28 protein-coding genes are annotated in these 26037 nt (G+C 43.0%); 22 read left to right on the top strand and 6 right to left on the bottom strand.

The window, feature by feature from the left end; translation table 11 throughout:
* The first annotated feature begins 24 nt into the window (after positions 1–24).
* The 12 genes from IGI76_RS14945 (at position 25) to IGI76_RS14890 (ending at position 11632) form a co-directional block, all read left to right on the top strand.
* The gene (locus tag IGI76_RS14945; protein ID WP_333718804.1) at positions 25–1476 is read left to right on the top strand and encodes an ABC transporter permease; all 1452 of its coding nucleotides are present in this window, start codon (positions 25–27) and stop codon (positions 1474–1476) included.
* 12 nt (positions 1477–1488) lie between these two features.
* Positions 1489–2163: an ABC transporter ATP-binding protein gene (locus IGI76_RS14940; RefSeq protein ID WP_016609985.1), complete on the top strand. Its 675-nt coding sequence runs from the start codon at positions 1489–1491 to the stop codon at positions 2161–2163.
* Complete coding sequence (locus IGI76_RS14935; protein WP_121260619.1) at positions 2156–3469, top strand: PASTA domain-containing protein; 1314 nt, start codon at positions 2156–2158, stop codon at positions 3467–3469. Before IGI76_RS14940 ends, IGI76_RS14935 begins: the two co-directional genes overlap by 8 nt.
* Positions 3470–3510: 41 nt before the next feature.
* Entirely contained in the window at positions 3511–3669 is a 159-nt protein-coding gene (locus tag IGI76_RS14930) for a hypothetical protein (protein WP_005233508.1), read from the top strand.
* Between the two features lie 75 nt (positions 3670–3744).
* Complete coding sequence (locus IGI76_RS14925) at positions 3745–4431, top strand: response regulator transcription factor (RefSeq protein WP_333718784.1); 687 nt, start codon at positions 3745–3747, stop codon at positions 4429–4431.
* Positions 4425–5756, top strand: coding sequence for a sensor histidine kinase (locus tag IGI76_RS14920; protein WP_060792558.1), 1332 nt, complete (start codon positions 4425–4427; stop codon positions 5754–5756). The genes IGI76_RS14925 and IGI76_RS14920 overlap by 7 nt, the downstream gene beginning before the upstream one ends.
* Positions 5757–5982: 226 nt before the next feature.
* Entirely contained in the window at positions 5983–6969 is a 987-nt protein-coding gene (locus tag IGI76_RS14915) for a LacI family DNA-binding transcriptional regulator (RefSeq protein WP_060792557.1), read from the top strand.
* The gene (gene rbsK / locus IGI76_RS14910; protein WP_034857599.1) at positions 6962–7867 is read left to right on the top strand and encodes a ribokinase; all 906 of its coding nucleotides are present in this window, start codon (positions 6962–6964) and stop codon (positions 7865–7867) included. The genes IGI76_RS14915 and rbsK overlap by 8 nt, the downstream gene beginning before the upstream one ends.
* Positions 7842–8237 carry a D-ribose pyranase gene (rbsD, locus tag IGI76_RS14905; protein WP_060792556.1) on the top strand — a complete coding sequence of 132 codons (396 nt, stop codon included), beginning with the start codon at positions 7842–7844 and terminating at the stop codon, positions 8235–8237. Before rbsK ends, rbsD begins: the two co-directional genes overlap by 26 nt.
* 19 nt (positions 8238–8256) lie before the next feature.
* The gene (locus tag IGI76_RS14900; protein ID WP_060792555.1) at positions 8257–9741 is read left to right on the top strand and encodes a sugar ABC transporter ATP-binding protein; all 1485 of its coding nucleotides are present in this window, start codon (positions 8257–8259) and stop codon (positions 9739–9741) included.
* 1 nt (position 9742) lies between these two features.
* On the top strand, positions 9743–10696 hold the full coding sequence (locus IGI76_RS14895; RefSeq protein WP_086337773.1) for an ABC transporter permease: 954 nt from the start codon (positions 9743–9745) through the stop codon (positions 10694–10696).
* Positions 10697–10714: 18 nt separating this feature from the next.
* On the top strand, positions 10715–11632 hold the full coding sequence (locus IGI76_RS14890; RefSeq protein ID WP_074536172.1) for a D-ribose ABC transporter substrate-binding protein: 918 nt from the start codon (positions 10715–10717) through the stop codon (positions 11630–11632).
* 102 nt (positions 11633–11734) lie between these two features.
* On the opposite strand, the gene IGI76_RS14885 is transcribed toward IGI76_RS14890, so the two are convergent.
* Positions 11735–12928 carry a toxic anion resistance protein gene (locus IGI76_RS14885; RefSeq protein WP_060792554.1) on the bottom strand — a complete coding sequence of 398 codons (1194 nt, stop codon included), beginning with the start codon at positions 12926–12928 and terminating at the stop codon, positions 11735–11737.
* A gap of 97 nt (positions 12929–13025) precedes the next feature.
* On the bottom strand, positions 13026–13667 hold the full coding sequence (locus IGI76_RS14880; RefSeq protein WP_010749055.1) for a 5-bromo-4-chloroindolyl phosphate hydrolysis family protein: 642 nt from the start codon (positions 13665–13667) through the stop codon (positions 13026–13028).
* Positions 13668–13885: 218 nt separating this feature from the next.
* Between IGI76_RS14880 and IGI76_RS14875 the strand changes: the two genes are divergently transcribed.
* Both IGI76_RS14875 and macP read left to right on the top strand, forming a co-directional pair.
* Complete coding sequence (locus IGI76_RS14875) at positions 13886–14464, top strand: NUDIX hydrolase (RefSeq protein WP_005227818.1); 579 nt, start codon at positions 13886–13888, stop codon at positions 14462–14464.
* Complete coding sequence (gene macP / locus IGI76_RS14870; RefSeq protein WP_005227820.1) at positions 14457–14753, top strand: cell wall synthase accessory phosphoprotein MacP; 297 nt, start codon at positions 14457–14459, stop codon at positions 14751–14753. The genes IGI76_RS14875 and macP overlap by 8 nt, the downstream gene beginning before the upstream one ends.
* A gap of 58 nt (positions 14754–14811) precedes the next feature.
* Here the strand turns inward: macP and IGI76_RS14865 are convergent, their stop codons facing one another.
* Positions 14812–15414: a class I SAM-dependent methyltransferase gene (locus IGI76_RS14865; RefSeq protein WP_010749056.1), complete on the bottom strand. Its 603-nt coding sequence runs from the start codon at positions 15412–15414 to the stop codon at positions 14812–14814.
* Between the two features lie 151 nt (positions 15415–15565).
* Between IGI76_RS14865 and IGI76_RS14860 the strand changes: the two genes are divergently transcribed.
* The 3 genes from IGI76_RS14860 to IGI76_RS14850 are packed head-to-tail and all read left to right on the top strand — an operon-like array spanning position 15566 to position 17168.
* Entirely contained in the window at positions 15566–16261 is a 696-nt protein-coding gene (locus tag IGI76_RS14860; protein ID WP_005227823.1) for a 5'-methylthioadenosine/adenosylhomocysteine nucleosidase, read from the top strand.
* A 43-nt stretch (positions 16262–16304) separates the two neighbouring features.
* The gene (locus IGI76_RS14855; protein WP_010749058.1) at positions 16305–16868 is read left to right on the top strand and encodes a cysteine hydrolase family protein; all 564 of its coding nucleotides are present in this window, start codon (positions 16305–16307) and stop codon (positions 16866–16868) included.
* Positions 16869–17168, top strand: coding sequence for a hypothetical protein (locus tag IGI76_RS14850; protein ID WP_005227832.1), 300 nt, complete (start codon positions 16869–16871; stop codon positions 17166–17168).
* A gap of 100 nt (positions 17169–17268) precedes the next feature.
* Here the strand turns inward: IGI76_RS14850 and IGI76_RS14845 are convergent, their stop codons facing one another.
* Positions 17269–18300: a hypothetical protein gene (locus IGI76_RS14845; protein WP_240457386.1), complete on the bottom strand. Its 1032-nt coding sequence runs from the start codon at positions 18298–18300 to the stop codon at positions 17269–17271.
* A gap of 870 nt (positions 18301–19170) precedes the next feature.
* Between IGI76_RS14845 and IGI76_RS14840 the strand changes: the two genes are divergently transcribed.
* From IGI76_RS14840 to IGI76_RS14830, 3 genes are all read left to right on the top strand, one after another.
* Positions 19171–19725, top strand: coding sequence for a hypothetical protein (locus tag IGI76_RS14840; RefSeq protein WP_236598533.1), 555 nt, complete (start codon positions 19171–19173; stop codon positions 19723–19725).
* Positions 19726–19862: 137 nt separating this feature from the next.
* Positions 19863–20471: a hypothetical protein gene (locus IGI76_RS14835; protein WP_121260629.1), complete on the top strand. Its 609-nt coding sequence runs from the start codon at positions 19863–19865 to the stop codon at positions 20469–20471.
* A gap of 109 nt (positions 20472–20580) precedes the next feature.
* Complete coding sequence (locus IGI76_RS14830; protein WP_221692786.1) at positions 20581–21168, top strand: hypothetical protein; 588 nt, start codon at positions 20581–20583, stop codon at positions 21166–21168.
* Positions 21169–21231: 63 nt separating this feature from the next.
* Here the strand turns inward: IGI76_RS14830 and IGI76_RS14825 are convergent, their stop codons facing one another.
* Positions 21232–23124: a M13 family metallopeptidase gene (locus tag IGI76_RS14825; RefSeq protein ID WP_142973907.1), complete on the bottom strand. Its 1893-nt coding sequence runs from the start codon at positions 23122–23124 to the stop codon at positions 21232–21234.
* A 140-nt stretch (positions 23125–23264) separates the two neighbouring features.
* Between IGI76_RS14825 and IGI76_RS14820 the strand changes: the two genes are divergently transcribed.
* Positions 23265–23804 (top strand): C39 family peptidase, encoded by a 540-nt coding sequence (locus tag IGI76_RS14820; protein WP_005233534.1) that lies wholly within the window; start codon positions 23265–23267, stop codon positions 23802–23804.
* Positions 23805–23875: 71 nt separating this feature from the next.
* Entirely contained in the window at positions 23876–24841 is a 966-nt protein-coding gene (locus IGI76_RS14815) for a ribose-phosphate diphosphokinase (protein ID WP_153883724.1), read from the top strand.
* A 78-nt stretch (positions 24842–24919) separates the two neighbouring features.
* Here the strand turns inward: IGI76_RS14815 and IGI76_RS14810 are convergent, their stop codons facing one another.
* A complete protein-coding gene (locus tag IGI76_RS14810) occupies positions 24920–25939 on the bottom strand; it encodes a LacI family DNA-binding transcriptional regulator (protein ID WP_005227844.1) in 1020 nt (339 codons plus the stop codon).
* Positions 25940–26037: the final 98 nt, after the last annotated feature.

Below are 26037 nucleotides of genomic sequence, written 5' to 3'. Positions count from 1 at the left end.
GAGAGGATGTTGCAAGTGAATTATATGAAACGAGCATGGCTGAGTGTGACGAGAAAGCGAGGGAAATCTGCGATATTGTTTGCTGTTATTCTGATATTAGGAAATGTGATCGCTGGCGCAATTGCGGTCAATCAATCGACTCAAAATGTCGAAAAGCAGATCAAAAATCAATTAGGCTCACTGGCCACGATTGAGATCGATTATGAAAAGTTGGCAAATAGTGATGGTGGTGCGAGTATGGAGGAGATTCAGCCGCTGTCAGAGGACCTGATCAAGCAGATCGGTGAACGGTCCGAAGTCAAACAGTATGACTATTTACGAGAAACAGCGATTGCTGTTGAAAACTTCAAACCTTATCGTTTCAGTCCTGAAGAGGACGACGACAATGTCATGATTGTCGGAGGAATATCTCCTTGGGTTTATTTAACAGGAACCAATCTCTTAAAGCCGTTGGATTTTGAAGAAGATACGGTGGATTTAACACAGGGACGCTTTTTTACTGAAGAGGAACAGCGTACCGGAAAACGTGTGGGCTTGATATCGGAAGAGATGGCTCAGGAAAACGGCTTGACCGTGGGAGACACTATGGTCTTAGATGGTCAGTTTGTCGATTATTCGTCAGGGATGGACCCTGAAAAGCAAAAAGGCAATGATTACTCCATCGAAATCGTCGGGATCTTTAAAAATACCAGCTTAGAAAAAGCAAATAATCAAGGACAAGATGGCATGGCCAGCTCGTTTGCATTTGATGATCGGCCCTTCAATCGTATCTATATGCCGAATGATGCCGTGAAAACGATTGTTGAAGAGGAACGTGCGGGACAGCAAGCGGCGTTTCCAGCGACAGATTTCGGTTCTGATGAGGAGTTCTTCACTCCACAATTCATTTTGAACCAACCAGAAGATGCAGAGCAATTCAAACAAGAGGTGACACCGCTCTTGCCAAATGGCTATAAGGTCAATGCCTCTACGGATGAGTATGACCGTGTGGGGACCAGCATGAATCGCTTATCACAGATTTCATCATATGTCGTAGTGATTGCGGTGATTGCTTCCTTGATTATTATCTCCTTGATCATTGTGCTGTTTACCCGCGATCGTAAATATGAGTTAGGTATCTACCTTTCGTTAGGAGAACGACGGAAATACGTGTTTGCACAGATCGTGCTCGAACTCCTGTTGATTGGTGTCAGTGCAATGTTGATCTCCTTGGTCACAGGGAATATGCTGGGCAAGATGGTTTCTGAATCTTTGTTATCCAGTAGTATGCTAGAGGCAAATCAAGCAGGGGTGGAGCAATTCTTTGTGGGTGTACCGAAAATCGATCAAGCAACGATCAACGAAGCGTTTCGCGTTCAATACACCCTGTCTTATATCATTGCCTTTTTAGCGACCGGGATCTTGACGATCTTGCTTTCGGCAGTGGTGCCGCTGTTGTATATTTTACGTTTGAATCCGAAAAAAATCATGCTGTAAGGAGCGAAGAACATGGCAATTTTAGAAACCAAAGAGATGACGTATTACTACCAAGATGGTGAGAATCGTCGGAAGATTTTAGATAAAACCAATATCTCCTTTGAAAAAGGTAAATTTTACACGATTTTAGGGAAATCAGGCTCTGGAAAGACCACCTTTCTTTCCTTGATCAGTGCATTGGATCAACCAACCGATGGGGAAGTATTTTTTGAAGGAAAAAATATCAAAACGATCGGCTATGAAGAGTATCGCCGCAACAAGATCAGTTTGATTTTTCAAAGTTACAACTTGATCCCTTATTTGACGGCATTAGAAAATGTCCTTGTTTCGATGGCGATCTCAGACAACAAGCTCCCCGATCAACACGATCAAATTGCGTATCGCTTGCTGGATTATATCGGAATCACCTCCACGAAAGCCGATCGTTTCGTCAATCAGCTCTCCGGTGGGGAACAACAGCGGGTTGCCATCGCTCGTGCCTTGGCGACCAATGTTGATATCATTTTAGCTGATGAGCCGACGGGAAATTTGGATGAAGGCATGGAGCAAGAAATCGTGGATATTTTTAAAGATTTAGCTACTTTACACAACAAGTGCATCATCGTAGTGACCCATTCGACTGAAATTGCCAAGCAGTCGGATCAGACATTTTATTTGAAAAAAGGTGAGTTGACGGCCTATGAGTGATTTTTTATCGAAGTTTGAAGAAGAACCGAAAGAGCCAGACAAGGAATCAGCTACAGCTAAAGCACCTTCTTCCCGTGCTTCCCGCAAAGAAAAAGGTTCAGCTTCTTTAGAAGAGGGGATCGAATACGATCCCTCCTTCAAAAAGAAACGGCGGAAAAAACGACTGCTGGGGATGGGTGCGTTACTCGGGTTACTTATACTCAGCGGCTTTTTATTTTTCCAATTGGCGTACGTCCGACTGGATAACTTTGTGGACAAAGAGATCTCAGAAGTCAGGGAATGGGCGGCGGAACATGATCTTGCGATCGATGTGACGCCTGCCTATGATGAAGCCCCAGCCAATCAAGTGATCGCCCAAGAAGAAGCCGCCAGAAGTCGAGTCAGAAAAAGAAGCACCCTGCATCTAACGGTGAGCCAAGGCCCAGATCCAGAAGAGAAATTGGCATTGCCAGACTTTATGGAAATGACGAGGGACGAGGCAGCAGAGTGGATCGAAAAAAATCAAGCAAGCAATTTGACGATCGTCGATGAATACCACGATGAGATCGAGGAAAAAGCACCGATTCGAGTAGAATTTACCAATAAAGAAGTCTCACGAGAAAACTATCATCGTCGAGATGTCGGACGAGTCTTTTATTCCAAAGGCGAAGAAACCTTTGAAAAAGATATTGAAGTACCAGACTTTCGTGATAAAACCCGTGCAGAGGTAGAAACATGGGGGAAAGCCCATGAGCTGGAGCTTGAAATCAAAGAACAGGCTTCGGATACTGTGGAAGAAGGCAAAGTCATTGAACAAAGCGTGGCACCAAAAGAAAAAATCGCGAAACGGGATGCGTTTCAAGTAACGATTTCCCTAGGGAAAGGGGTCACCGTACCAGACTTTTCAACGATTTTACCAGATGATGCCCAGGCCGCTGTTGAGGGGGTCACTGTGCGGATGCGGATGCAGTTTACTCAGAGTCTGCCTTACGGACAATTGATCTCGCAAAGTGAGACCGCCGGGACCGTCTTAACCAGCAAAGATGACCAAGGCATTGAAGTCGTCTATTCAGCAGGTCAACCGTATATCAAAGATTACCGTCGAAGCGAGCTCCTTGAAGGGGATCTGCAAAAACTCTTCTTTGATGAATTCCGTTCAAAAGGGGCGAACATCAGCTATCAAGTCCGTTATGTCAATTCAGCAGAACCCTACGGGACAATCGTGGGGATGAGCAAGTTCAATCAGTTTTTACCGTTAGAAGATACGATCACCTTCGATATCAGCTTAGGCAATCAGACAGCCCCAGCGGCTACTGATCCAGAATAGCCGAGCGGATTTATCGATGACCTGCAAAAAGGAGGAAACCCATGCGTCATCAAGAGAATTTTCAAGACCTTAGGAAAAAGCTGTTTGTCTTTTTGTTAAGCGGTATGGTAGCATTGTTGCTACACATGTGGATTCATCAATCCAGCGAACACGTGCGGATCGTTTCAACAGAACGGTTTATTGGAGAACAATTGGAATGATCCTACAGGAATGATTGTGCTTACCGAAAAGTGATTGAAAAAAAGAAATGATGAGTGTAAAAGGGGGACTGACCGATGCTGATCTTATTCGTAGAAGATGAGCCATCGATCGCAGAAGCGGTTGCCAGCTTATTGAAAAAACAGCATTATTCCGTTGATTTGGCGTATGATGGCGAGACTGGGTTGGACTACGCAGCAAGTGGGGTGTATGACCTTCTCGTTTTGGATATCATGCTGCCAAAAATCGATGGGATCACATTGCTAAAGACGTTACGCAAGCAAAATATTCGCACGCCGATCATTATGTTGACGGCCAAAAGCGAAGTCGATGACAAAGTACTCGGCTTGGATGCAGGGGCAGATGATTACTTGACGAAACCCTTTCAAATGAAAGAGTTGCTGGCACGGATTCGTTCGCTAGGCAGAAGAAAAGATTTGGATTATCAAGAAGACCAGTTAGCCTTTGGCAACGTGGGCTTAGATCGTAATGAGCTGCAGTTAGCCACGCCTAGCAATCAAGTGGTGCTGTCACCCAAAGAAATGAAACTGATGGAGCTATTTTTAGCCAGACCCAAAGTGATCTTATCAAAAGAAACCATCATCAATAAAATTTGGGGCTTTGATCCCGATGTGGAAGAAAACCGCGTTGAAATCTATGTGTCTTTGCTGCGGAAAAAACTGACGCTGCTTGAAGCGGATATCGGCATTCGCACGATCCGCAATGCGGGGTATATTTTGCAGAGCAAGGAGCCGCCATGTTAAAAAAATTGCGAAATAAAATGCTGTGGTTCAATATGGCGTTGATCTCAATCATTGTCTTAGGTGCCTTTACCTTTATCTATATTTTGAATGCCACCCAAATTGAAAACGAGATCCAATCATTGATCTCGCAAGAAGCAAACACCCTAGCTGCGGTACCTTTGGATGAGGAGGAAGTGCGGCAATCACTGACAGAACCTGAGTATCCAATGATGTTGACCATCACGAATAGTACTAGTGAGCTCAGAGAGATCGCTCTACTTGACATTAGCCAAATGGATGTCGTGATTCAAAGTATTGATGAGAGCGTCGATCAAAACGAGCTTTATGAAGCCTTGGTCGATGCAGCGGCGAAACAAGGGGAGATCCCTAACGAAGTGAAGGTGAATGGCCGAAATTGGCGGTATGCGCTCTTTTTGGTGACTTCCTTTAGTCATTATTCGATCAATCATGATTCGATGGGGGAATATTCCACTAGTATCAATAATTACGAGCCATTTTATCAAGTGCTGTTCTTTGACGTCACCGACTACAAAACCAGTCTAAGCAACTTAAGAACCACGCTTTTGATCATCGGGGTCTTAGCCTTAGTCAGTATTTATATCGCTAGCTTTTATGTCGCCAATCGAGCCTTACGACCAGTGGAACTGGCTTGGCGCAAACAAAAAGAGTTTGTTTCTAACGCTTCCCATGAGCTGAAAACACCACTGGCGATCATTCAAGTCAATGCCGAGGTATTAGCTGGCAGTCCAGAAGAAACCTTGGAAAGCCAAATGAAATGGCTGGAAAACATTCAGTTAGGTTCCGAACGGATGGATGAGCTAGTAAATAGCTTATTGATGCTGACCAAATTCGAAAGTGCCGAGCAAGAAGTCGTGCGTTCGGTGATCGATGCCAGTCAAGTCGTGCAAAGTGTTTATCAAAGCATGGAGGCCATTGCACTGGAAAAAGGGATCCACTATCAGGAACAGATCGCTAAACAGGTGCGCCTTGAAAGCAATGAGCAAGCCTTACGGCAATTGACCATGATTTTGGTGGACAATGCCTTGAAATATACACCTACTGGAGAAACCGTCACAGTGGCACTCGTTGAACGCCAACGAAAAACGGTGCTGCAAGTGTCCAACAGTGGTTGCCCGATCCCAGAAGAAAAAATTCCCTATGTCTTTGATCGCTTCTACCGCGGGGATCCTTCTCGCAACCATCAAGACGGTGGCTATGGGTTAGGTTTAGCCATCGCCAAAGCCATCACAGAAATGCTGCAGGCACAAATCAGTTTGACGGTGGATCAAGACGGCGTCAATCACTTTGAAGTTTCATTTCATTGAAAAATGAGCTTTACCGTTAGGAAATAAAAGATATGCGCTGCGCTCATCAAATCTTTTACCGCATTTCGAGAAAGTCTCGCTTCCTCGAAATGCGGTATTTATGCAGCAAAACGCATTTTTTAGGAGAAGGGGACACCAAGGGAAAAAGTTTTTTTATTTCTCCTTGCAATTTTCACAAAGTTCGGCTATGATAGGTGTGTAATCGGTTACACAGGAGGGGAGCAACATGCCAACAATTAAAGATGTCGCCAATTTAGCTGGACTTTCCGTGGCGACAGTTTCAAGAGCCATGAATGGGACTGGCTATGTGAGCGAAAAAGCCCGTGAGAAAATCCATCAGGCGATCAATGAACTGAATTATTCCCCCAATGAAGTCGCACGTTCGCTGTATCAGAAAAAGTCAAAATTGATTGGTTTGCTACTTCCTGATATATCCAACCCGTTTTTTCCGCTAGTAGCCAAAGGCGTTGAAGACTTTCTACAAAAAAAAGGCTATCAAGTCATCCTTGGCAACATTCAAGAAGACAATGAGAAAGCCAATGAATATTTACGTGCGTTTGAGCAAAACAATGTGGCGGGGATTCTTTCCGCTGTCGAAAATAAAAATCGTACCCAAAGCAATATTCCGACGGTCGTCTTGGATCGGATCGATCAAGATGTCGAATATGGGGTTTATTCGGATGACCTTCAAGGCGGCGAACTTGCTGCTGAAGCGATCTTAAAAGGTGACCCCAAAAAGGTAGTCGTGATTGCTGGGCCTGAATCTGTCACCCGTGCTCGGGATCGTTTATTGAGTGTTGAATACACATTGAAAAAAGCACAAGTTCCTTATGCACTAGTGAAATCCACATCCTTTCTCTTAGAGGATGCGACCTTGACAGCGAAACAAGTTTTTTTAGAACATCCCACTGTCGATAGTGTGATTGCCCCAAGTGATACCCATGCGATTGCCATCATGCAAGAGGCTTATCATCATGGCGTAAAGATCCCAGAACAACTTCAAGTGATCGGCTATGACGATATTCCCATCAGTAAATTGGTGGTGCCACGCTTGACGACGATCCATCAGCCTGCTTATCAAGTAGGTTACAAAGGAGCAGAAATGCTCTTTGCATTGATCAACGATCAATTTATTGAACAGAAAAAAATCATCCTTCCTGTTCATTTAGAAGAAAGAGAGACAGTAAGAAATGGAGGAACGCCAATTGAATAAGATCATCGTCATTGGTAGTATGGCAACAGATTTTGTAGTCACTACGAAGGTGAAACCCAATCAAGGAGAAACGGTTTTTGGGGAAAAATTTGACACGAATTTTGGCGGCAAAGGAGCAAACCAAGCCATCGCCGCTAGCCGTTTAGGCGCAGAAGTAGCAATGCTAGGCCATGTAGGAACCGATCGTTTCGGAAATGAAATCGTCGAAAACTTAAACGTGAATGGCGTTTCTACGGAGAATGTGGAACCCGTTACACATTTTCCATCTGGTGCCGCGCATATCATTTTGCATGAAAATGACAATAGCATCATTGTCATACCCGGTGCCAATAATGCGCTTGATTTAGCTCGCTTTTCCGAAATAAAAGGAAACATCACAGAGGCTGATTTAGTGATTTTGCAAAACGAGATTCCCCAAGAAGCCAATGAAGCCATCATCGACTGGTGTTGGGAAGCAAAAATCCCTGTTTTATATAATCCAGCACCTGCGAGAAAGCTCAATCCGCGTATGTTATCTAAGGTGGGGTATCTGACCCCTAATGAACATGAGTTTAAGTTACTTTTCCCCAATCAAAAGCTTGCTGACGTTTTAGCAGCCTACCCTAATCGATTGATCGTTACCCTAGGTGCCAAAGGAGCGATTTTCCACAACGGGAAGTCGGAGGTCTTAGTTCCTGCCTTTCCAGTTGCTGCGGTCGATACTACGGGAGCTGGTGATACCTTCAATGGTGCATTAGCAGTAGGGATTTTAGCAGGTGTTCCCTTAGAAAACGCCATTGCCTTTGCCAACTTAGCAGCAGCAATCTCCGTCAAAGGATATGGTGCTCAAGGCGGAATGCCTACATTAAAGGAAATGAAGGAGAGTCCATTGTATGAAGAAGCATGGGGCATTAAATAGTGAGATCGACAAATTATTGGCGGATTTAGGCCACACTGATCAGCTTACGATTGGGGACTTGGGGTTGCCAGTACCCACAGGGGTGAAAAAAATCGATCTGGCATTAAAACTAGGTAGTCCGAGTTTTGAAGAGGTGTTATCGGTAATGCAACAAGAGATGGCAGTCGAGGCGATCGTTTTAGCAGAGGAAATAAAAACGGAGAATGCGGAGCAGTGGCAATTGATTCAAAAAACGTTCCCGAATGTTCCGATTCGTTTTGTTCCACATGAGGCATTCAAAGAAGAAACAAAGGAAAGCAAAGCCATTATTCGAACAGGGGAAGCGACACCCTATTCAAACATTATTTTACAAGCAGCCGTTATCTTCTAAAGAGACAGGAGGAAATCATGTGCAAGTCGAGATGAGCAATATTGAGAAATCCTTTGGGAAGAATCAAGTGTTAAGAGATGTCTCACTAACATTGTACCCTGGAGAAATCCATGCCCTAATGGGAGAAAATGGGGCAGGCAAGTCAACGTTGATGAACATTTTAACTGGGTTACATGCCAAAGATGCAGGGACGATTTTGATCGATGGCAAAGAAACGAACTACGCCGATCCGAAGGAAGCCGAACAAGCCGGTGTGAGCTTTATCCATCAAGAAATGAATAACTGGGAACAGATGACTGTATTGGATAACTTATTCTTGAATCGGGAATTGAAAACCACCTTTGGGCTACTAGATACGAAGAAAATGGCAAGCAAAGCGCAGGCAGTCTTTGAACAATTAGGGATTCAGATCCCCCTTCAAAAAGAAGTGGATGAACTTTCAGTCGGGCAACAGCAAATGATCGAGATCACGAAAGCGCTGATGACTGATGCCAAGGTGTTGATCATGGATGAACCGACTGCTGCCTTGTCGGATAAGGAAATTAATAATTTGTTTCAAATCATTCGTCGCTTGAAAGAAAACGGCGTAGCGATCGTTTATATCTCTCACCGAATGGAGGAGATTTTCAAAATAAGTGACAAGATCACTGTGATGCGGGATGGTCTATCGATCGATACGAAAAAGACGCAGGATACAACGATGGATGAGGTCGTGAAGAAAATGGTCGGTAGAGAGTTAGCTGATTATTATCCAGAAAAACAAGCGCAGATCGGTGAAGTCGTTTTTGAAGTAAAAAATTTAACAGCAGCTTCTAAAGTTTACCAAGGCATCAATTTTCAAGTCAGAGCAGGTGAGATCCTTGGGTTCTCAGGTTTAATGGGTGCTGGACGCACAGAAGTCATGCGAGGAATATTTGGTTTAGATGAAATTGAAAGCGGTACCTTAATCGTCGAAGGGCAAGAAGTGAAAAACTCTTCGCCTTCAAAGGCAATCGCCAATGGCTTTGGCTTTCTAACAGAAAATCGGAAAACGGAAGGCTTGGTCTTAGACTTTTCCCTGACCGATAATATCAGTTTGCCCAGCATTGATAATTTTGTCAAAACAGGCATGGTCGATAGCAAGACTGAAGCCAGTTTCGTTGCGTTAATGATCGAGCGCTTACGCATCAAAACGATGAGTGCCCAGAATTTAGCCAGCGAGCTTTCTGGTGGAAATCAGCAAAAAGTGGTTTTGGCGAAGTGGATCGGTGTCGGACCAAAAGTATTGATTTTAGATGAACCGACACGCGGAGTAGACGTAGGTGCCAAACGAGAGATTTATCAGCTGATGAATGAGTTAGCGGAACGTGGTATTGCGATTTTGATGGTTTCTAGTGATCTACCAGAAGTGCTAGGTGTCAGCGATCGCATCATTGTTTTACACGAAGGAAAAATATCAGGGGAACTCTCTCGGCAAGAAGCCACACAAGAGAAGATCATGACGTATGCGACAGGAGGAAACTAATATGGAAAAAAGTGGTATGAAAACAAAACAACTCTCGGAATCAATTAGTAAATTGGGACCTTTACTCGCTTTGATTGCTCTAGTGGCTGCTGTCACTGCCTTAAATCCAAGCTTTTTATCACCCAGTAATTTGTTGAATCTTTTGCGGCAAGTCGCAGCGAATGGCTTTATTGCATTCGGAATGACCTTTGTCATTTTGACTGGGGGCATTGATTTGTCTGTAGGGTCCACCTTGGCACTTTCCAGTGCCTTGACAGCAGGAATGATGGCCAACGGGGTGTCACCTTTAGTCGCTATTTTGATTGGGTTACTAAGTGGAGCGATCCTTGGTGCGTTGAATGGACTACTGATTTCAAAAGGAAAAATGGCACCGTTTATCGCAACCTTAGCAACGATGACGATCTATCGGGGCGCTACCTTAGTGTACACCAATGGAAATCCAATCACTGGACTAGGTGACAGCTTTCTATTCAGCTTTATTGGTCGTGGGTATCTTTTCGGGATTCCTTTTCCAGTCGTATTGATGTTTCTCGTGTTCTTTCTTTTGTTCTTGTTGCTTCATCGCACCGCCTTCGGACGAAAAACCTATGCCATCGGTGGCAATGAAAAGGCCGCTTTTATTGCTGGGGTGAAAATCGATAAGATAAAACTGATCATTTATTCGATCTCTGGATTGATGGCTTCAATCAGTGGCATGATCATCACTTCTAGGCTGAATTCTGCGCAACCAACAGCAGGGCAAGCCTATGAGATGGATGCGATTGCAGCAGTCGTTTTAGGTGGTACGAGCTTATCTGGTGGAAGAGGCAGAATTTTTGGCACGTTGATCGGGGCATTGATCATTGGTACGTTGAACAATGGTCTAAATCTATTGGGTGTCTCAAGTTTTTATCAACAAATCGTTAAAGGGATCGTGATCGTAATTGCAGTGTTACTGGATCGGAAAAGGAAATAAAAAATAGGAGGATCTATTATGAAAAAAATGTTTTTATTGGCAGCAGGCTTATTGGTACTTTCTGGATGTGGAGCGGCAACATTGGACAACGGCGGCAGTAGTGAGACACAAAGTGAGGAAAAAGCAGCTTCAGAATTGACAGTTGGTGTATCGATCTCCACCCTCAATAACCCGTTTTTTGTTTCCATGCAAGAGGGGATCAATCAACTGGCTGAGGAAAATGACACCGATGTACGCTTTGTTGATGCCCAAGATGATACTGCCAAGCAAAGCAATGATATTGATGATTTGATCCAACAAGGCGTGGATGTGCTTTTGATCAATCCCGTTGATTCTGCTGCTATCGTCCCAGCTGTTGAAGCCGCTAATAATGCCAACATCCCAGTTATTGCCATCGACCGTAGTAGCGATGGAGGAACGCTTTTGACGACGGTTGCCTCCAATAACGAAGAAGGTGGAAAAATGGCAGCAGAATTTATTCTCGAACAATTAGGGGAAAACGCAAAAGTGGTAGAACTTGAAGGCGTCCCTGGCGCTTCTGCAACCAGAGAGCGAGGAAAAGGCTTTGATGATTATGCTAAAGACAAACTAGATGTTGTTGAAAAGCAATCCGCAAACTTCAATCGAGCAGAAGGATTAACGGTTATGGAAAATATCCTCCAAGCCAACAATGACATTCAAGGCGTCTTTGCTCAAAACGATGAAATGGCTTTAGGGGCAGCCGAAGCGATGGGAAACCGAGAAGGCGTAGTGATTGTCGGGTTTGACGGTACTGAAGACGGACTCAAAGCCATCGAAGAAGGTAGAATGACGGCAACGATCGCTCAAAAACCAGAAGAAATGGGCCGCCTTGCATTGCAGTCAGCGTTTGACCATTTCCAAGGAAAAACAGTCGCTGAACAAATCGATTCACCATTAGAGTTGGTGAAAAAATAGGTAGACGCTCAATGCATTTCCTACTTTCAACATAGAAAGCCCCTCTTTGGCTGACCATTTAGGTCACCAAAGAGGGGCTTTCTTTAATACGTGGCGTTTCGTTTACTTGTTGCTGGTTAAATCCAATAAGCGGTCTTTCAAGTCTTCTTCTAGATGACCCAATTCCACTTCGGCAGCACGACGTTTTTCTTTTCCTTCTTTTTGGATCCGTAATGTTTCTTGGATCGTTTCCACAAGGTCGTTTTGTGTTTTTTGCAATGTTTCGATATCGACGATGCCGCGCTCGTTTTCTTTCGCTGTTTCAATAGCAGAAACTTTCAACATTTCTGAGTTTTTCTTCAATAGATCATTGGTGGTCTCAGAAACTTGGCGTTGTGCCGTAACTGCATCTTTTTGACGCAATAAAGTCAAGGCAATGACCACTTGGTTTTTCCATAGTGGGATCGCTGTATTGACAGAAGCTTGGATTTTTTCTGCTAACGCTTGGTTCGTGTTTTGGATCAGGCGAATTTGCGGTGCCTGTTGGATCGTGATTTGACGTGCCAAGCGCAAGTCATGAGTTCGTTTGTCTAAACGATCAAGAAATTGCGTGTAATCGTTGGCGATCTGTACGTCCATTTGATCATTCGTTTCTTCTGCTTTTTTCATGGCTTCAGGAATAATTTTGGTTTGCAATTCTTGCATCTTCAACTCGCCAGCGGCAATGTAGATGTTCAATGCATCGAAGTAATCTTTGTTCTTTTGATACAACTGTTCCAACATCATGTTGTCTTTTAGCAAACCGTCTTTTTCTTTATCCAATTTGACGGCGATCTTGTCGATTTGGGCACCGATTTTTTGGTATTTAGCGGTGATTTCAAAAATGGATTGTTTTACTTTACCAAACATCCGCTTGAATAAGTTGCCTTCCCCTGCACGCAGTTCGTCTGGATTGGCTTCTTGCAAGCGATACATCAACTCCGTCAATGAGTCGCCCACAGGGCCGATATCAGCTGCTTGGACATGGTTCAACATGGATTGGGAAAACTCTCCAAGTTTGGTTTGGGCAGCTGCACCATAGGTGATGACCGCTTGCTGGTCGGTCGCATCGATTTTGCTGGCTAATTCTTGGGCCTGTGCTTGACGCTCTGGCGGTAATTTATCAATCAAACGCGGTGCCGTTTGCTGTTCTTTCAGCTGACTGATTTCCGCTTGTTGAGTGGTGGTCAAAGTGTCGACAGGGGTTGAAAATGGGTTGTTCAATAAATCGTCAAGCGTATCCGTTACGGGTTTTGCTTGATTTGGTGTTTCACTCATAATAACTCCTCCTAATAATTGTCTGCTTTCGAAAAAAATCTAGCCTGGGCTAGATTTTTTTTTAGATTCTTTTCTTGTTGCCAATCAGAATCTATCCCTATTCATTATCTCGTTTTATGCTTTGTTTGGCAATGGATAACTCAACATCCATGTCATCAAGATCGTCTGCTACAAATTGGGAGTAGTCTTTGGCGATCAAGGAAGCCATTTGCTCGATGATTTGGGTGCTTTCCTCGATTTTATCATAGGTCTCACGACTTTTGATCTCATGGCTATTGATTTCAATGAACTTATCGGTCAAATCGACCATGTTGGGCAAGTGTGTATAAAGGAAATGACTTGCCAAAGGCAGTTTGGTCGGTTCTTTCACGAGTTCTTTGAAAAGAGCTTTTGAGGCACGCAAGGCATCGTGACGCAAGTCAATGGCTTTTAACTTGTTATTGCTAGTGATATTTTTTTGGTATTTATCGATTTGGTGTTTCGTCTGATTCATCGTTTCACGGAACAATTCGATCTCACGAGCAGTCATTCCGCTTTTCAAGTAATGGGCTTCTCGTTCTCTCGTTAAAGAAGGCAAAACTTGTGGATCGGCTGCTGGAACTTTACGCCCTCTAATACCGACGTAGACTAAAATTGCACCGACGATTAATAATAGGCTCGCAAATGAATCGCCTACTACGTTAAAAATAATACTGATGAGGACGATCGCACCAACGATCAGCCAGATGTTTTTTTTCATTTTTCCTCCTCCTAAAAATCTCTTGGACAAGTAGATTGGGTTATTCGACATCTTTATTTTAGCATGTTCACTAAAAGAAAAATATCAGACTTGGGGTGGATTTTCCGATTTTTAGTAAATTCATAAGCTTTCTTGCTATTTCTTAAGAAGATATTTTTTCTAAATTATGCTAAAGTGTTTGATAGATAAGACGTATGAGGAAAGTTAGGTGTCGATAGATGTTAGAATTTAAAGATTTTGAAGAAAAAACGATCCAACGGAATGAAATTTTCCATGGCAAGATCATTGATGTGGTCGTTGATGATGTCTCCTTGCCAAATGGCGGGACCAGTAAACGCGAACTAGTCTTTCACCCTGGTGGTGTTGCCGTGATCGCCTTGACAAGTGAGAACAAAATGCTGTTCGTTCGCCAATTCAGAAAACCGTTAGAGCGAGTGATTTTAGAGATACCAGCAGGAAAAATCGATCCAGGAGAAGGCGCTCGTCCAGATTTGACTGGCGCCCGGGAATTAGAAGAAGAGACCGGCTATCGTGCAAAAACGCTGGAGCACGTTTCTTCTATGTACCTTTCACCAGGCTTTGCTAATGAGCTCTTGCACGTCTATTATGCCAAAGAGCTGGAAAAAGTGACAAATCCCTTACCGCAAGACGAAGATGAAGTGCTGGAAGTCTATGAATTGACCTTAGAGCAAGCACAAGCCGCTATCGCTGATGGAACGATCTGTGATGCGAAGACCGTGTTTGCGATCCAATTTTGGGAGTTGCTGGAATTGAAACGGAGGAACGGACTTGCCTAAAGAACCATTGATCACCCGCAGTGAGCTTCGACGCAGACGCGAAGAAGAACAAGCGGCAGCTGAACGCAATCAGCAAATCGTAGAAAAGCAAAGCAAGAAAGAATGGAAACAAAAAGAAAAACAAATTGATAACCACTACCGAAAAGTGCGCAAGAAAAACAAAGAAATCACGAAGACCCGTGCCGGTGAGAACCAAAAATCTCGGGATCTGAACCGTTTTTTAATGAAAGCCATTGTGATCGTCACTTTATTGTTAGTCGTCGTCGGTTTGGCGATCTTTTTGTTGTGATTCTTCTAGTACTAAGAAAAAGCCGCCCCTGCATCTTCTGCAAGTGCGGCTTTTTTTGTTATTCGGTCGGCTTTTTCAAAATAGCTAAAAACATGGCCGCTGGCTGATTCATGAACAAATGATCCGCTTCATGAAAAACGGTAAAGGAAGTGGCAGTAAACCCAGTCGTCTCTGCCAGTTGAGTCAATGCGGCAGGATCGAACCCATTATGAACCAGCGGGTGAGACACGGCGGGATTTTTGAGGAAATCCACTAGATAAAGGGTTCCTCCTGGCTGTAGCAAGGCGTATAGTTTTTCCATCATAGCGGCTGTGTCAGGAATATGCAGCAAGACGAGAGATAGCAGCACCGCGTCTGCTTTTGCTTGTAAGGATTCTTGCAGCAGATCGTGGACAGTTGCAGAAGCATTGGCCAGCTGCAGTTGGTTGATTTTTTTTTCAGAAACCTCGATCATGTTAGGGGCAGTATCCCAGATGGCTAAGTGCTGGATATAAGCTGCTAAGGGCAGACTTACTAGGCCGGTACCGCCGCCGATATCGATCAGAGTTTGATGCTGGTTGTCTTTAAAATAAGGTTCAAGGGTTTGGGTGACTAATTGTGCTAACGCGATCCGTTCAGGGGTATCGTATTTTGCTGCCATGGCGTTGAAAATTTCAGACATAAGTGCCTCCTTTTATAATGACAAAAAACTGTTCGTTTCGTCAAAACTAGTTTATCATGAAAGGAGAAAAACACGTCAGTAGATACGTGGGAATTTCTGTTGTTTTTCATTTTAAAGGATGAAAAATAAACGAGAAGTAGGAGGCAAACACATGAAAATTGGTATTATTGGTGCAATGGAGGAAGAAATCAAGGCGTTGCGGGAACAGTTGATTTCACCGCTTTCTTGGGAACGCGGCGGCGCACTATTTATTTCAGGAAGTATCGGCAATCATGAAGTGATCGTCGTTCGTTCAGGTATCGGCAAAGTTCTGGCATCGATCACCACTAGTCTATTGATCCAACAATACGGGGTCAATATGGTGATCAATACTGGATCAGCTGGTGGGATCGGTGCCGGCTTACAAGTAGGGGATTTAGTGATTTCAGATAAAGTGGCCTATTTTGATGTCGATGTGACGGGCTTTGGTTATGAATATGGCCAGCTGCCTGGCGGGATGCCTTTGTATTATGAAGCCAGCCGCTATTTGATCAGTGAGATGACGAAAGCCGCAGAAGCGACTCATCATACCGTGAAAAAGGGACTGATCGTTACCGGTGACAGCTTCATTCATGACCCGCAAAAAGTACAAGAGATTTTAGGACATTTTCCAGATGCCTTGGCTTGTGAGATGGAAGGCGCCGCGATCGCACAGACCGCGCAGCAATTCAATATTCCTTTCTTGATCGTGCGCGCGATCAGCGACACCGCCGACCACGCAGCAACCGTCTCTTTTGATGAGTTTATCTTAGAAGCTGGCAAGCGTTCCGCTGAAATGGTCTTGGCATTCGTTGAAACATTAAAGTAACTTAAAAAACAGGAGAGCCGATCCGTAAGAGGAGGAAGGAAGCATGAGAGCATTACTATCCATTGATTATACGTTTGATTTTGTTGCAGATGAGGGACGATTGACCACGGGTGCTGCTGGGCAAGCGATTGAAGCTGCCTTAGTGGCTCGGACGCAAGCCTTTATCGAAGCTGGTGAATTTGTCGTTTTTGCCATCGATCGTCATGAGGAAACAGACAACTATCATCCTGAAAACCGCTTGTTCCCACCCCACAATCTTGCGGGCAGTGCGGGGCGACATCTTTATGGTCGTTTAGCCCCGCTATATGAAAACTATCAGGAAGCGCCAAATGTCTATTGGATCGACAAGCGCCATTACTCAGCCTTTAGCGGTACCGACTTGGACATCCGACTGCGGGAAAGAGGGATCACGGAATTGTACCTGACCGGCGTTTGTACCGACATCTGTGTCTTGCATACAGCAGTGGATGCCTATAATTTAGGCTACCAACTGGTGATCGATGCAGATACCGTTGCCAGCTTTGACGCGGTCGGACATGAATGGGCACTACGCCATTTTGAAAATACCCTTGGTGCGAAAATCATTTCTGCGAAGGAGGAAGCATAAATGGGATGGATGGATCAATTAAAAGCAAATTTCAGTTTCAGTGAACTGACTAGCCTTTATCAAGCGTATCAAAAAGGGGATCTTGATGTGAAGGCGTTGTTGAACAATGACTTCTTACAAAAGTATACGGATTTTCAGAACTTGGATGAGTTTATGGCTAAATTAGGCATCCAGAATGAAAACCAAATCTTCGACTTTCTAAAAGACCGCCCCAATCGGCAAAAAGCCGATCAAGTCGTCAATGAGCATTCCCAATTCGATTCTGTGATCAGTATGATGAAAAAAGCTTTACAGAAATAAACAACGATAGAAGAAGGAGCCTTCGAAAATCAATTGATTTCCGAAGGCTCCTTCTTTATATATTAATGGGTGGGTTATGTAACAAATTGATTTTTATTTGCTACCACATACCCCAATTATTAAGCTGTCTAAAGTTTAGACGGCTGTTTCGTGTACCCGCTAAAGTATTGATGGCAGCAAGATCAATAATAGATACGTACATTGTCGCCATAGCGGTAACATACATGGTAGCGATTCCCGCTATCCCAATTGGATTTGCACCCATAAGTAGAAGAAAGACAGAGTCTAAAACGGTGTCATACATCCCTTTTAAAGCCTTTTTCGAAGCTTGATCGATGGTTTCTTGTGTATCGATCATATTAGAGATTTCTTCCATGAATTTTTCTGGGGAGTTTATGGATTCTAATGAAGGTTTTTCTTCAGTGAAATATTTATGAATAGCATCAATAAAAGAGGCTCCATGTTCTAAGGACTTATATCCCGCAATGGATTTTTTTACGTTAGAGACATGATTTTTAAGGTTATAGATATCTAGATTTGAAAAATAATCTTTGAGACTAGTTACCGTATCATAAGATGATAACGCAAAATTCAAGTACTTGGTTCCCGTAGTGGTTCTAAGAAAGGCATTGTAAGCGTTGGTGTCATTGAAGGTGTAATATTCAGGGTAGTAACGAAGGGGAAGTCTGTCACCCACCAGCCCAGCATTGCGCTCATAATCATGCACATCAAAATAATAAAGCATAAATGTGTGCATAAGTTGATCATTGGTGGGATTGTTCCCGTAAATTCTAGTGGCAAATTGTTTGACTTTAGGAAACTCAAAAGGAACGACCGGCGTAACAGCTGGTAAATTTCTTTCTGAACGCTCCTCTGCTGGCAGTAGTGACTGGTACTGTAAATTTTCAAAATCGATACTCGTATTAGCAAAGATTTCCAAAGATAAACCGATTTCTACTAGCTCTTCTTCAAGGGCGACCAATAGATTCGCTTTTTCGTAATGGTCATCAGGAACATCTGCAAAATTGCCACTCTCACTGACAGCATATGCCGTGATTGGTGAGAAAAAACCACTCAGTAAAACGACAAGTAACAATATAACTGAATATTTTTGCTTCAATTTTTGCTTCATTTCAATTCCTCCTCATAATTAAAGTTTGACAACACGTGTTATACAAGTTAAATTTATCATATAAAAATAGAAAAATGAATTATTTTATTTAAAATTGATTAATTTGTTTAAAAAATGTAGGATTAGTTATTTCGCCTTAATTTTTGAAGGTATCCCTAAGCAGATAACCTTGCTTGCTAAAAGAGGAGGGAAGTGAAAAAATTCAAGATATTCGACGATGATACACTTAAAGGAAAATTGTATGCTTTGATTGATTATCTAGTAATCACCTCAGCCCTTTGTTTTAGTGCATATCATTCTTTTCCGCTTACGATTCCTAAGTATTTACATATTCCAGGGACGAACGAGTATATGGTAGGTGGCTTATTTAGCGTATTAATGTCCTACTCTCTTTATAAGACCTATTTGTTGAATGCGCATAAAAACATTCCTAAAGAAAAAAAACATAGTATAGAAATCAGTTTTTTTCTCGGCTTACTCGTCTCTTTTATTTTGCTTTTATTCAGATCAGAAAGCTTAATTAATCATTTGCTTTTTCGAAACCAATTACCTTTGGAACAGATTATGTATCACTTAGATCGATTGTATTTTCTCAATCTACTTATGTTACTGTTCGCTTTGATACGGTGTTTATTCGCTTTTGACTACTATCAAGCCTTTTATTACAAAAAAAGAAAATGCTACATGGGATATATTTATGTATACAGCTTTTTATTTCTAGTAGGAAGTGCACTCTTCTATATGTGGATCATGTCCATAAACTTTTTATTTCGCAAATAGTGTCTTCGGAGTTTACGTCCATACCTCAGTGCCATAGGAAAAGTTTTTTCAAAAATGTACTCAGTTATGAATAGAATAGGGGGCTTTGTATTGGGGAAAACGGATCAAGTGACGTTATACAAGCGAAAAGGAAAAATCTATTCCATCATTGATTATATAATTATGGGGGCTGCAATATTATTTGAAACATATCATAGCTCCCCAATTAGACCTATAATTCGTGGGAGATCAGATATTCGTGGGATTGGGTTGTCGGCTGTGAGCGCAATGGTGTTTTTGCTAGCTTGGGAGACAACTTTAAGTTTGAACCGTCATGAGCTTGTTCCTGAATACAAAAAGCATATCGCTGGAATTGAGCACGTTTTCTTCTTCTTGGTTGGTTTTTTTATCTTGATTTTCACTGCCGATCCCTTGATTGGTTTACTATCGCGAACGATACCGGTAGAGAAAATCACCTACCATCTGGAACGGCTCTACTTTCTTCATTTTTTTATGATGTTCTATGTTTTGTTGCGGTGTGTATTGGCATTCGATTATTATCAAGCCTTTTATTATGAAGATAAAAAATGCAGGATGTATTATGTCTTGCTTTGTTTTTTCGTGGGCGTAGGTGTCATTCGTATTCTTCGTGCAGCTCTTACTTAATTTGTCTCATTTATTCACCCCTTCTAAAAGAATCCATTAGCAAAAGACAAGCCTCAGCTGATTAAAAGATTGTCTTTCAATCGCATAAGTTTGTTACAGGATTGCTTCATTTAAATTGTGAGGAGGTTTTTAATGTATTGAAAAAAAGATATCAACCCCTTGATAGTTATCAGCGAAAAGGGAAGATCTATACCATCATTGATTATGTAATCTTTGGGAGCGCAATAATTTTTGAGAAATATCATAGATTCCCACTCAGGCCTTATAGACCCCCAATCAGACCTATTGGAACTCTTGGAACTTCAGATATTCGAGAGATTGGGTTAACGGCTGTGAGTGCAATGATTATGATACTAGCCTGGAATACAACTTCAAGTTTAAACCGTCACGAGCTTGTTCCTGAACACAAAAAGCATCTCGCTGGAATTGTGCACTTTTTCTTCTTCTTGGCTGGTTTTTTTATCTTGATTTTCACTGCCGATCCCTTGATTGGTTTGCTGTCTCGAACGATACCCTTAGAGAAAATCACCTACCATTTGGAACGGCTCTACTTTCTTCATTTTTTTATGATGTTCTATGTTTTACTGCGGTGTGTATTGGCATTCGACTATTATAAAGCCTTTTATTATGAAGATAGAAAATGCAGGATGTACCATGTCTTGCTTTGTTTTTTCGTAGGCATAGGTATCATTCATATTCTCCTGGGGGTTCTTTCGTTAGTTGTCTCGTTCATCTATCACTTCTAAAAAATCCATGAGCAAAAGACAAGCCTCAGCTGATTAAAAGATTGTCTTTCAATCGAATAAGTTTGTTACTGGATTGCTTCATTTAAATTGTGAGGAGGTTTTTAATGTTTTGAAAAAAAGATATCAACCCCTTGATAGTTATCAGCGAAAAGGGAAGATCTATTCCCTTATTGATTATGTTATTCTGGGTGCCGCAATGATTTTTGAAAAATATCATAGCTCCCCAATTTGGCCTTTGACAATTCATGGAAAAACGGAATTCGTTGCTGTCGGTTTATCGACTGTGAGCTTTTGTGTGCTTCTTCTAGCTTTTGAGAGAACCTCCAGTTCAAATTGTCATAAATTGGTTCCGAAACACAAAAAACATATCGCCGGCATTGAATTCTTTTTTTTCTTCTTGCCTGGTTTTTTAATCTTAATTTTCACTGCTGATCCTTTGACTAGGAGCATCTCTCGAAAATTACCATTAGAGCAAATTGCGTATCATTTGGAGCGACTCTACTTTCTTCATTTTTTTATGATGTTCTATGTTTTGTTGCGGTGTGTATTGGCTTTCAACTATTATCAAGCCTTTTATTACGAAGATAAAAAATGCAAGATGTTCTATGTCTTGGTTTGTTTTTTTGTAGGCATAGGTATCATTCGTGTTCTTCTGGGGGTTCTTTCGTTAGTTGTCTCGTTCATCTATCACTTCTAAAAAATCCATAGCAAAAAGACAAACCCTAGCTTGATATGGTTTGTCTTTTTCTTACGCTATTGTTTACCAGATCTGCACACGATCTTCTGGTGCACGATACATAGGGTCACCAGGTTTGATATCAAAGGTTGTATAGAATTCATCGATGTTTTGGACTTGGATATTGGCCCGTAGTTTCGCTGGTCCGTGGACATCGATCGACAGTAAGAGCTGTTGGTATTGTTCTTTGGCTTTTGTACGCCAGATCTTCGCCCAATTGGTGAAGAAGTCTGCTAAAGAAACATCGCTTTCTTTTTGCGCTGCTTCTAGCGCACAGCTTAGTCCGCCTGCATCGGCGATGTTTTCAGAAACAGTCAACGTTCCATTTACGGTACCGCCGGCAAAGGGCAGGCCATCAAACTCGTCGATCATCGCTTGAGCTAAGCGTTCAAAGTGGGCCAAATCTTCTTCTGTCCACCAGTTGTTTAAATTACCATATTCATCAAATTTTGCCCCGTTGTTGTCAAAGGCGTGGGAGATCTCATGAGCAATGACCGCGCCGATCCCCCCATAATTTGCGCTGGTGGATTGCTCCAAACTATAAAAGGGCGCTTGTAAGATTGCTGCTGGGAAAACGATCACGTTTTTAAATGGGTGATAGTAGGCATTCACGGTAGCGGCGGACATTTCCCATTCCTCGCGATCCACGGGCTGCTGCCATTTTTTGAAGGCATCTTCTCGGAACAAACGATTGAAATGCAGGGCATTTGCCAGCAGACTTTTCTCTTCATCGGTATGCAATTGGTCATAAATAGCAGGAACTTGATCAGGGTACCCGACATGGATGCCTAAACGATTCAATTTGATGATCGCTTTTTGGCGAGTTTCTTCACTTAACCACGTGTTGTTGCGCAAACGATCTTGGTAGACAGCAATCATTGTTTCCACCATGTGTTTGACGTCTTTTTTCGCCGTTTCCCCAAAGTACTTGCGTCCATAATAATCACCGATCACTTGACTAAAATGACCCATCGTTAAGTAATAAGCCGCTTTTTGTTGGGGAGCCGCTTCATCGATCCCTGATAAGTAGCGACTGTAGGTTCCGCCTAACTGACGCAATTCTTCACTCAGATAGCTAGTATAGCGCAAGCTTTGGTTGACGATCATCCAGCCTTTCAAGAGTTCAAAATGGCTATCAGAAACAATAATGTCAAAGGCTTCAAAGTAAGCGGGTTCCGTTACGATCAGCTCTTCTGGTGTACCTGGTAAAAGGGCTGTCAAGAGTTGTCTAAAATCGATCTTGCTGGCTTGCTTTGCAAATTCTTCCAAGGAGCGAGGATTGTAATTTTTGCTATAATCCGCACTTTCTTCCGCACTGCGCACATGAGGGGCGATCAATTTATCAAAAGCGATCGCTTGCTCTACCAACGATTCCGCTTCTGCTTGGTCTTTTCCATAAGCAACTAAAACGTTGACGGCCATCTCAAAGTAGACTTGCAGCATTTCGCTTGCTTGGGGATTTTCTGTGTAATAGGTTTTATCCGGCAAAATAGTAGCAGGCGGATAGACAGACAAAGTATTCATTTGCGCATTTTTCATGTCTGCATCGACATCTAGTTGGAAAGGCAAGGCAATGCCATCTAAAACGAAACTTGCCAGTTGCTGATTCAATTCCTCATAAGAACGCAACGCTTCGATTTTTGCTAATAGTGCATTTGCTTCAGTAGCGCCAGCTGCCTCTCGTTGGGCAAAATCGCTGGCTAAGCGGTAAAAAGCCACAGCATCCTTCATGCGGCCTTTTGGCGTAGCATGGGGATCGTGTGCCATATTTTCAAATTCTGCGATCATTAAGGAATCGATTCCGTCAACGAGATCTTGGAATCCACCCGTAGCGGGTTTATCTGCTGGAATAACAGCGGTCTCCAGCCACTCGCCATTTACATAGTCATAAAAATCATCTTTTAACAAGGTTGTCATGTCTTTCGCTCCTCTCGCTTTCTACTATTATGAAACAAAATCTGTAAGGACGCAAAGAAAAGTTTTCTAGACGAAAAAGGGTTTTGATCCAAGTAGGAGGAGAATCTAAGGTATAATAAGAAAAAAGGCAGGTGAACGAGATGGAACAAGTAGAGTGGAAAGGGATCGCCGAAGAGCGGTTTCGTCCGTATAAGCAGTGGGTCACTCCTTCAGGGTATTTATGCGGCACCTATGCGGCAGCCGTCTTTTTGGCCTACTATCAAGATTACATCGATGAAACGATCATCCCGAAAGCGTTTCGTAGAAAAAAACAGCGAGATCTGACAGTAGTGACGGAAATGCTGCGGGTGCTGATTCAGCCTCATGGGTTGCCGACGATCGCTTGGCAAGTCAGTCATGGATTGACTCGGTTTTTCGATCAATTCCAATTGCCTTACCGCGGACGTGCGACTGTTGTTGGCGGCTGGCATCGAGCGTGCAAACGAATCGATGAAGGCAAACCGGTGATCATCGGTATTTTGAAGCCTTTAGGCAGCACGTATGGCAATCATTGGGTCGTGGCTTACGCCTACGCTGAAACCGCCAGCGGAGAACGCTATTTTAAAGTTCATGACAACTGGGGCAACTACAAAAAAGTGATTCCCGCCAGTTGGGTAAACGGTACCGTCACACTTCCTTGAACGAGACGGTTAAAAAAACAGTCACTTTGTGCTAGAATAGAAGAAAACAACCACATTCATTGGAGGCAATCATGGGCGAAAGTTATAAAGATAGTTCGTTGAAAATTTTTAGTTTAAATGGAAATTTACCATTAGCAGAAAACATTGCGAAAGTTTTCGGTACAGAACTAGGGAAGTCAAAAGTGACACAGTTTAGTGATGGAGAGATTGCCATCAATATCGAAGAAAGTGTGCGGGGCGACCATATTTATATCATTCAATCGACGAATGAACCCGTCAATGATCACTATTTAGAGCTATTGATCATGATCGATGCGATGAAACGGGCTAGTGCGAAGACCATCAATGTCGTTTTGCCTTATTACGCATATGCACGGCAAGACCGAACCGCCAACCCGCATGAGCCGATCACTGCAAAATTGATTGCCAATATGCTGGTGGAAGCAGGGGCTTCTCGAATCTTGACGCTTGATCTGCATGCCGTCCAAGTTCAAGGATTTTTCGACATCCCAGTGGATAATCTCTTTACGATCCCATTGTTTGCCCATTACTATCGCGAACAAAAAATGACGGGTGACGACTATGTCGTGGTTTCACCAAAAAACAGCGGTGTCCAACGGACCCGTAGTTTGGCAGAATACTTAGATACAGCGATCGCGATCGTCGATCAAGATGAAGCCGATGGCGGCTATGTGATCGGTGATGTCGTTGGGAAAAAATGTATTTTGGTTGATGACATTTTAAATACCGGCCATACATTGGCAAAAGCGGCAGACTTGTTGAAGGAAGCTGGTGCCAGCGAAGTGTATGCTTGTGTCTCTCACGCCTTGCTTTCACCGCCTGCTAAAGAAATTTTGGATCAATCAGCGATTGAAAGTATTTGTGTCACCGATTCTTGCTGGACTAGCGAAGAACGCCATCCGCAAAAACTGCACTACATTTCTTGTGCTGAATTGATGGGGGAAGCCGTTCGCCGTATCCACGAAAATACACCAATGAGTCCATTGTTCCGCCTGGAAAGCAAAGAGTATAAATAAAAATATGAAAAGCACCCGCTATCCTTAGGGACAGCGGGTGCTTTTGCATGTAAGGGGAAGTGGATCAGACCCAGCGGATCAGTTCAACTGGTTGCGGTTTAAGACCGTTTCTCGTTTGATCAGCTTATGTGGTACGACCAGCTGTACGCCGTTTGAATCTTCATGATTCAATTGCGCCATCAGCCGTTCGGTAGCGATTTTTCCTAAGGACAGCACGTTGATATCGATACTAGTCAAATACGGATGGGTCAAAGTAGCAAAGATCGAATTGTTGAAACTGATGATGGATAAATCGTCGGGGACTTTGTAGCCATACATCGTTGCTAATTGAATGATCCGCACAGCGAACAGATCATCGATCACGACGATGGCCGTTGCTTGGGATTCTTTGATCGTTTCTTCAAACGTGACGTAATCTTCCGCTTTTTCAAAGGTCAATGCTGGATAAAAGGGGAGATTTGCCAGCATCATGGCTTTTTGGTAGCCGAAGAAACGCTCGAAATACAGGTTTTCATGGGTCGTATTGGTAGCAAATAATATCTTCGTATGCCCTTGGGCGATCAGATGCTCGGTTGCTTGCTTGCCTAACAACTGGTTGTCATTATCGACAAAAACGATTTTGTCTTCATTGCTGTATGGTTGACCAATCAAAGTAAAAGGGACTTCTTTTTCGACCAGATAGTCGATGATGGGGTCTTTTTCATCGGAATAGACCAAGATAAAGCCATCTACTTGTTTTTGCAGGTGCATCCGTTCCACGTTTTTTAGTAATGTAGCAAAGTCACGGGCGGAGGCAACGGCAACCGTCATTTGATGATGGCGGGCCTCTTCATTGATGGCTTCGATCGTTTCTAAATAAAAGGGGTTTCCTAGTCGTTCTTTCGAATCAAGAGGCGGCAAGATCACGCCGATGGCACTGGATATCTGTTTGCCGAGATTTCGAGCCGCAAGATTGGGGACATAGCCCATTTCTGCCATTACTTTGCGCACTTTCTTCTTGGTATCTTCAGAAATGCTGGGATGATCGTTTACGACACGAGAAACCGTGGATGTAGCGACGCCAGCCTTTTTGGCGACATCTTTGACCGTAATGCTCACTGATTTCCCTCCTTTTTTAGCTTATAGTATCACAAAGTGTCGGCACAAGGGTAGAGCCAATCAAAAGAAAGAAGAAATGCAGACATTTCTTCTTTCAG

Origin of the sequence: Enterococcus sp. DIV2449a (genome assembly GCF_051711225.1) — a bacterium.
Taxonomy (GTDB): Bacteria; Bacillota; Bacilli; order Lactobacillales; family Enterococcaceae; genus Enterococcus_D; species Enterococcus_D casseliflavus.
This window is presented reverse-complemented; position numbering and strand designations above follow the sequence as displayed.

Coding starts and splice junctions, on each gene's coding strand:
- IGI76_RS14945 (WP_333718804.1), top strand. CDS start 25: ATGAAACGAGCATGGCTGAGTGTGACGAGAAAGCGAGGGAAATCTGCG.
- IGI76_RS14940 (WP_016609985.1), top strand. CDS start 1,489: ATGGCAATTTTAGAAACCAAAGAGATGACGTATTACTACCAAGATGGT.
- IGI76_RS14935 (WP_121260619.1), top strand. CDS start 2,156: ATGAGTGATTTTTTATCGAAGTTTGAAGAAGAACCGAAAGAGCCAGAC.
- IGI76_RS14930 (WP_005233508.1), top strand. CDS start 3,511: ATGCGTCATCAAGAGAATTTTCAAGACCTTAGGAAAAAGCTGTTTGTC.
- IGI76_RS14925 (WP_333718784.1), top strand. CDS start 3,745: ATGCTGATCTTATTCGTAGAAGATGAGCCATCGATCGCAGAAGCGGTT.
- IGI76_RS14920 (WP_060792558.1), top strand. CDS start 4,425: ATGTTAAAAAAATTGCGAAATAAAATGCTGTGGTTCAATATGGCGTTG.
- IGI76_RS14915 (WP_060792557.1), top strand. CDS start 5,983: ATGCCAACAATTAAAGATGTCGCCAATTTAGCTGGACTTTCCGTGGCG.
- rbsD (WP_060792556.1), top strand. CDS start 7,842: ATGAAGAAGCATGGGGCATTAAATAGTGAGATCGACAAATTATTGGCG.
- IGI76_RS14895 (WP_086337773.1), top strand. CDS start 9,743: ATGGAAAAAAGTGGTATGAAAACAAAACAACTCTCGGAATCAATTAGT.
- IGI76_RS14890 (WP_074536172.1), top strand. CDS start 10,715: ATGAAAAAAATGTTTTTATTGGCAGCAGGCTTATTGGTACTTTCTGGA.
- IGI76_RS14885 (WP_060792554.1), bottom strand. CDS start 12,928: ATGAGTGAAACACCAAATCAAGCAAAACCCGTAACGGATACGCTTGAC.
- IGI76_RS14880 (WP_010749055.1), bottom strand. CDS start 13,667: ATGAAAAAAAACATCTGGCTGATCGTTGGTGCGATCGTCCTCATCAGT.
- IGI76_RS14875 (WP_005227818.1), top strand. CDS start 13,886: ATGTTAGAATTTAAAGATTTTGAAGAAAAAACGATCCAACGGAATGAA.
- IGI76_RS14865 (WP_010749056.1), bottom strand. CDS start 15,414: ATGTCTGAAATTTTCAACGCCATGGCAGCAAAATACGATACCCCTGAA.
- IGI76_RS14860 (WP_005227823.1), top strand. CDS start 15,566: ATGAAAATTGGTATTATTGGTGCAATGGAGGAAGAAATCAAGGCGTTG.
- IGI76_RS14855 (WP_010749058.1), top strand. CDS start 16,305: ATGAGAGCATTACTATCCATTGATTATACGTTTGATTTTGTTGCAGAT.
- IGI76_RS14850 (WP_005227832.1), top strand. CDS start 16,869: ATGGGATGGATGGATCAATTAAAAGCAAATTTCAGTTTCAGTGAACTG.
- IGI76_RS14845 (WP_240457386.1), bottom strand. CDS start 18,300: ATGAAGCAAAAATTGAAGCAAAAATATTCAGTTATATTGTTACTTGTC.
- IGI76_RS14825 (WP_142973907.1), bottom strand. CDS start 23,124: ATGACAACCTTGTTAAAAGATGATTTTTATGACTATGTAAATGGCGAG.
- IGI76_RS14820 (WP_005233534.1), top strand. CDS start 23,265: ATGGAACAAGTAGAGTGGAAAGGGATCGCCGAAGAGCGGTTTCGTCCG.
- IGI76_RS14815 (WP_153883724.1), top strand. CDS start 23,876: ATGGGCGAAAGTTATAAAGATAGTTCGTTGAAAATTTTTAGTTTAAAT.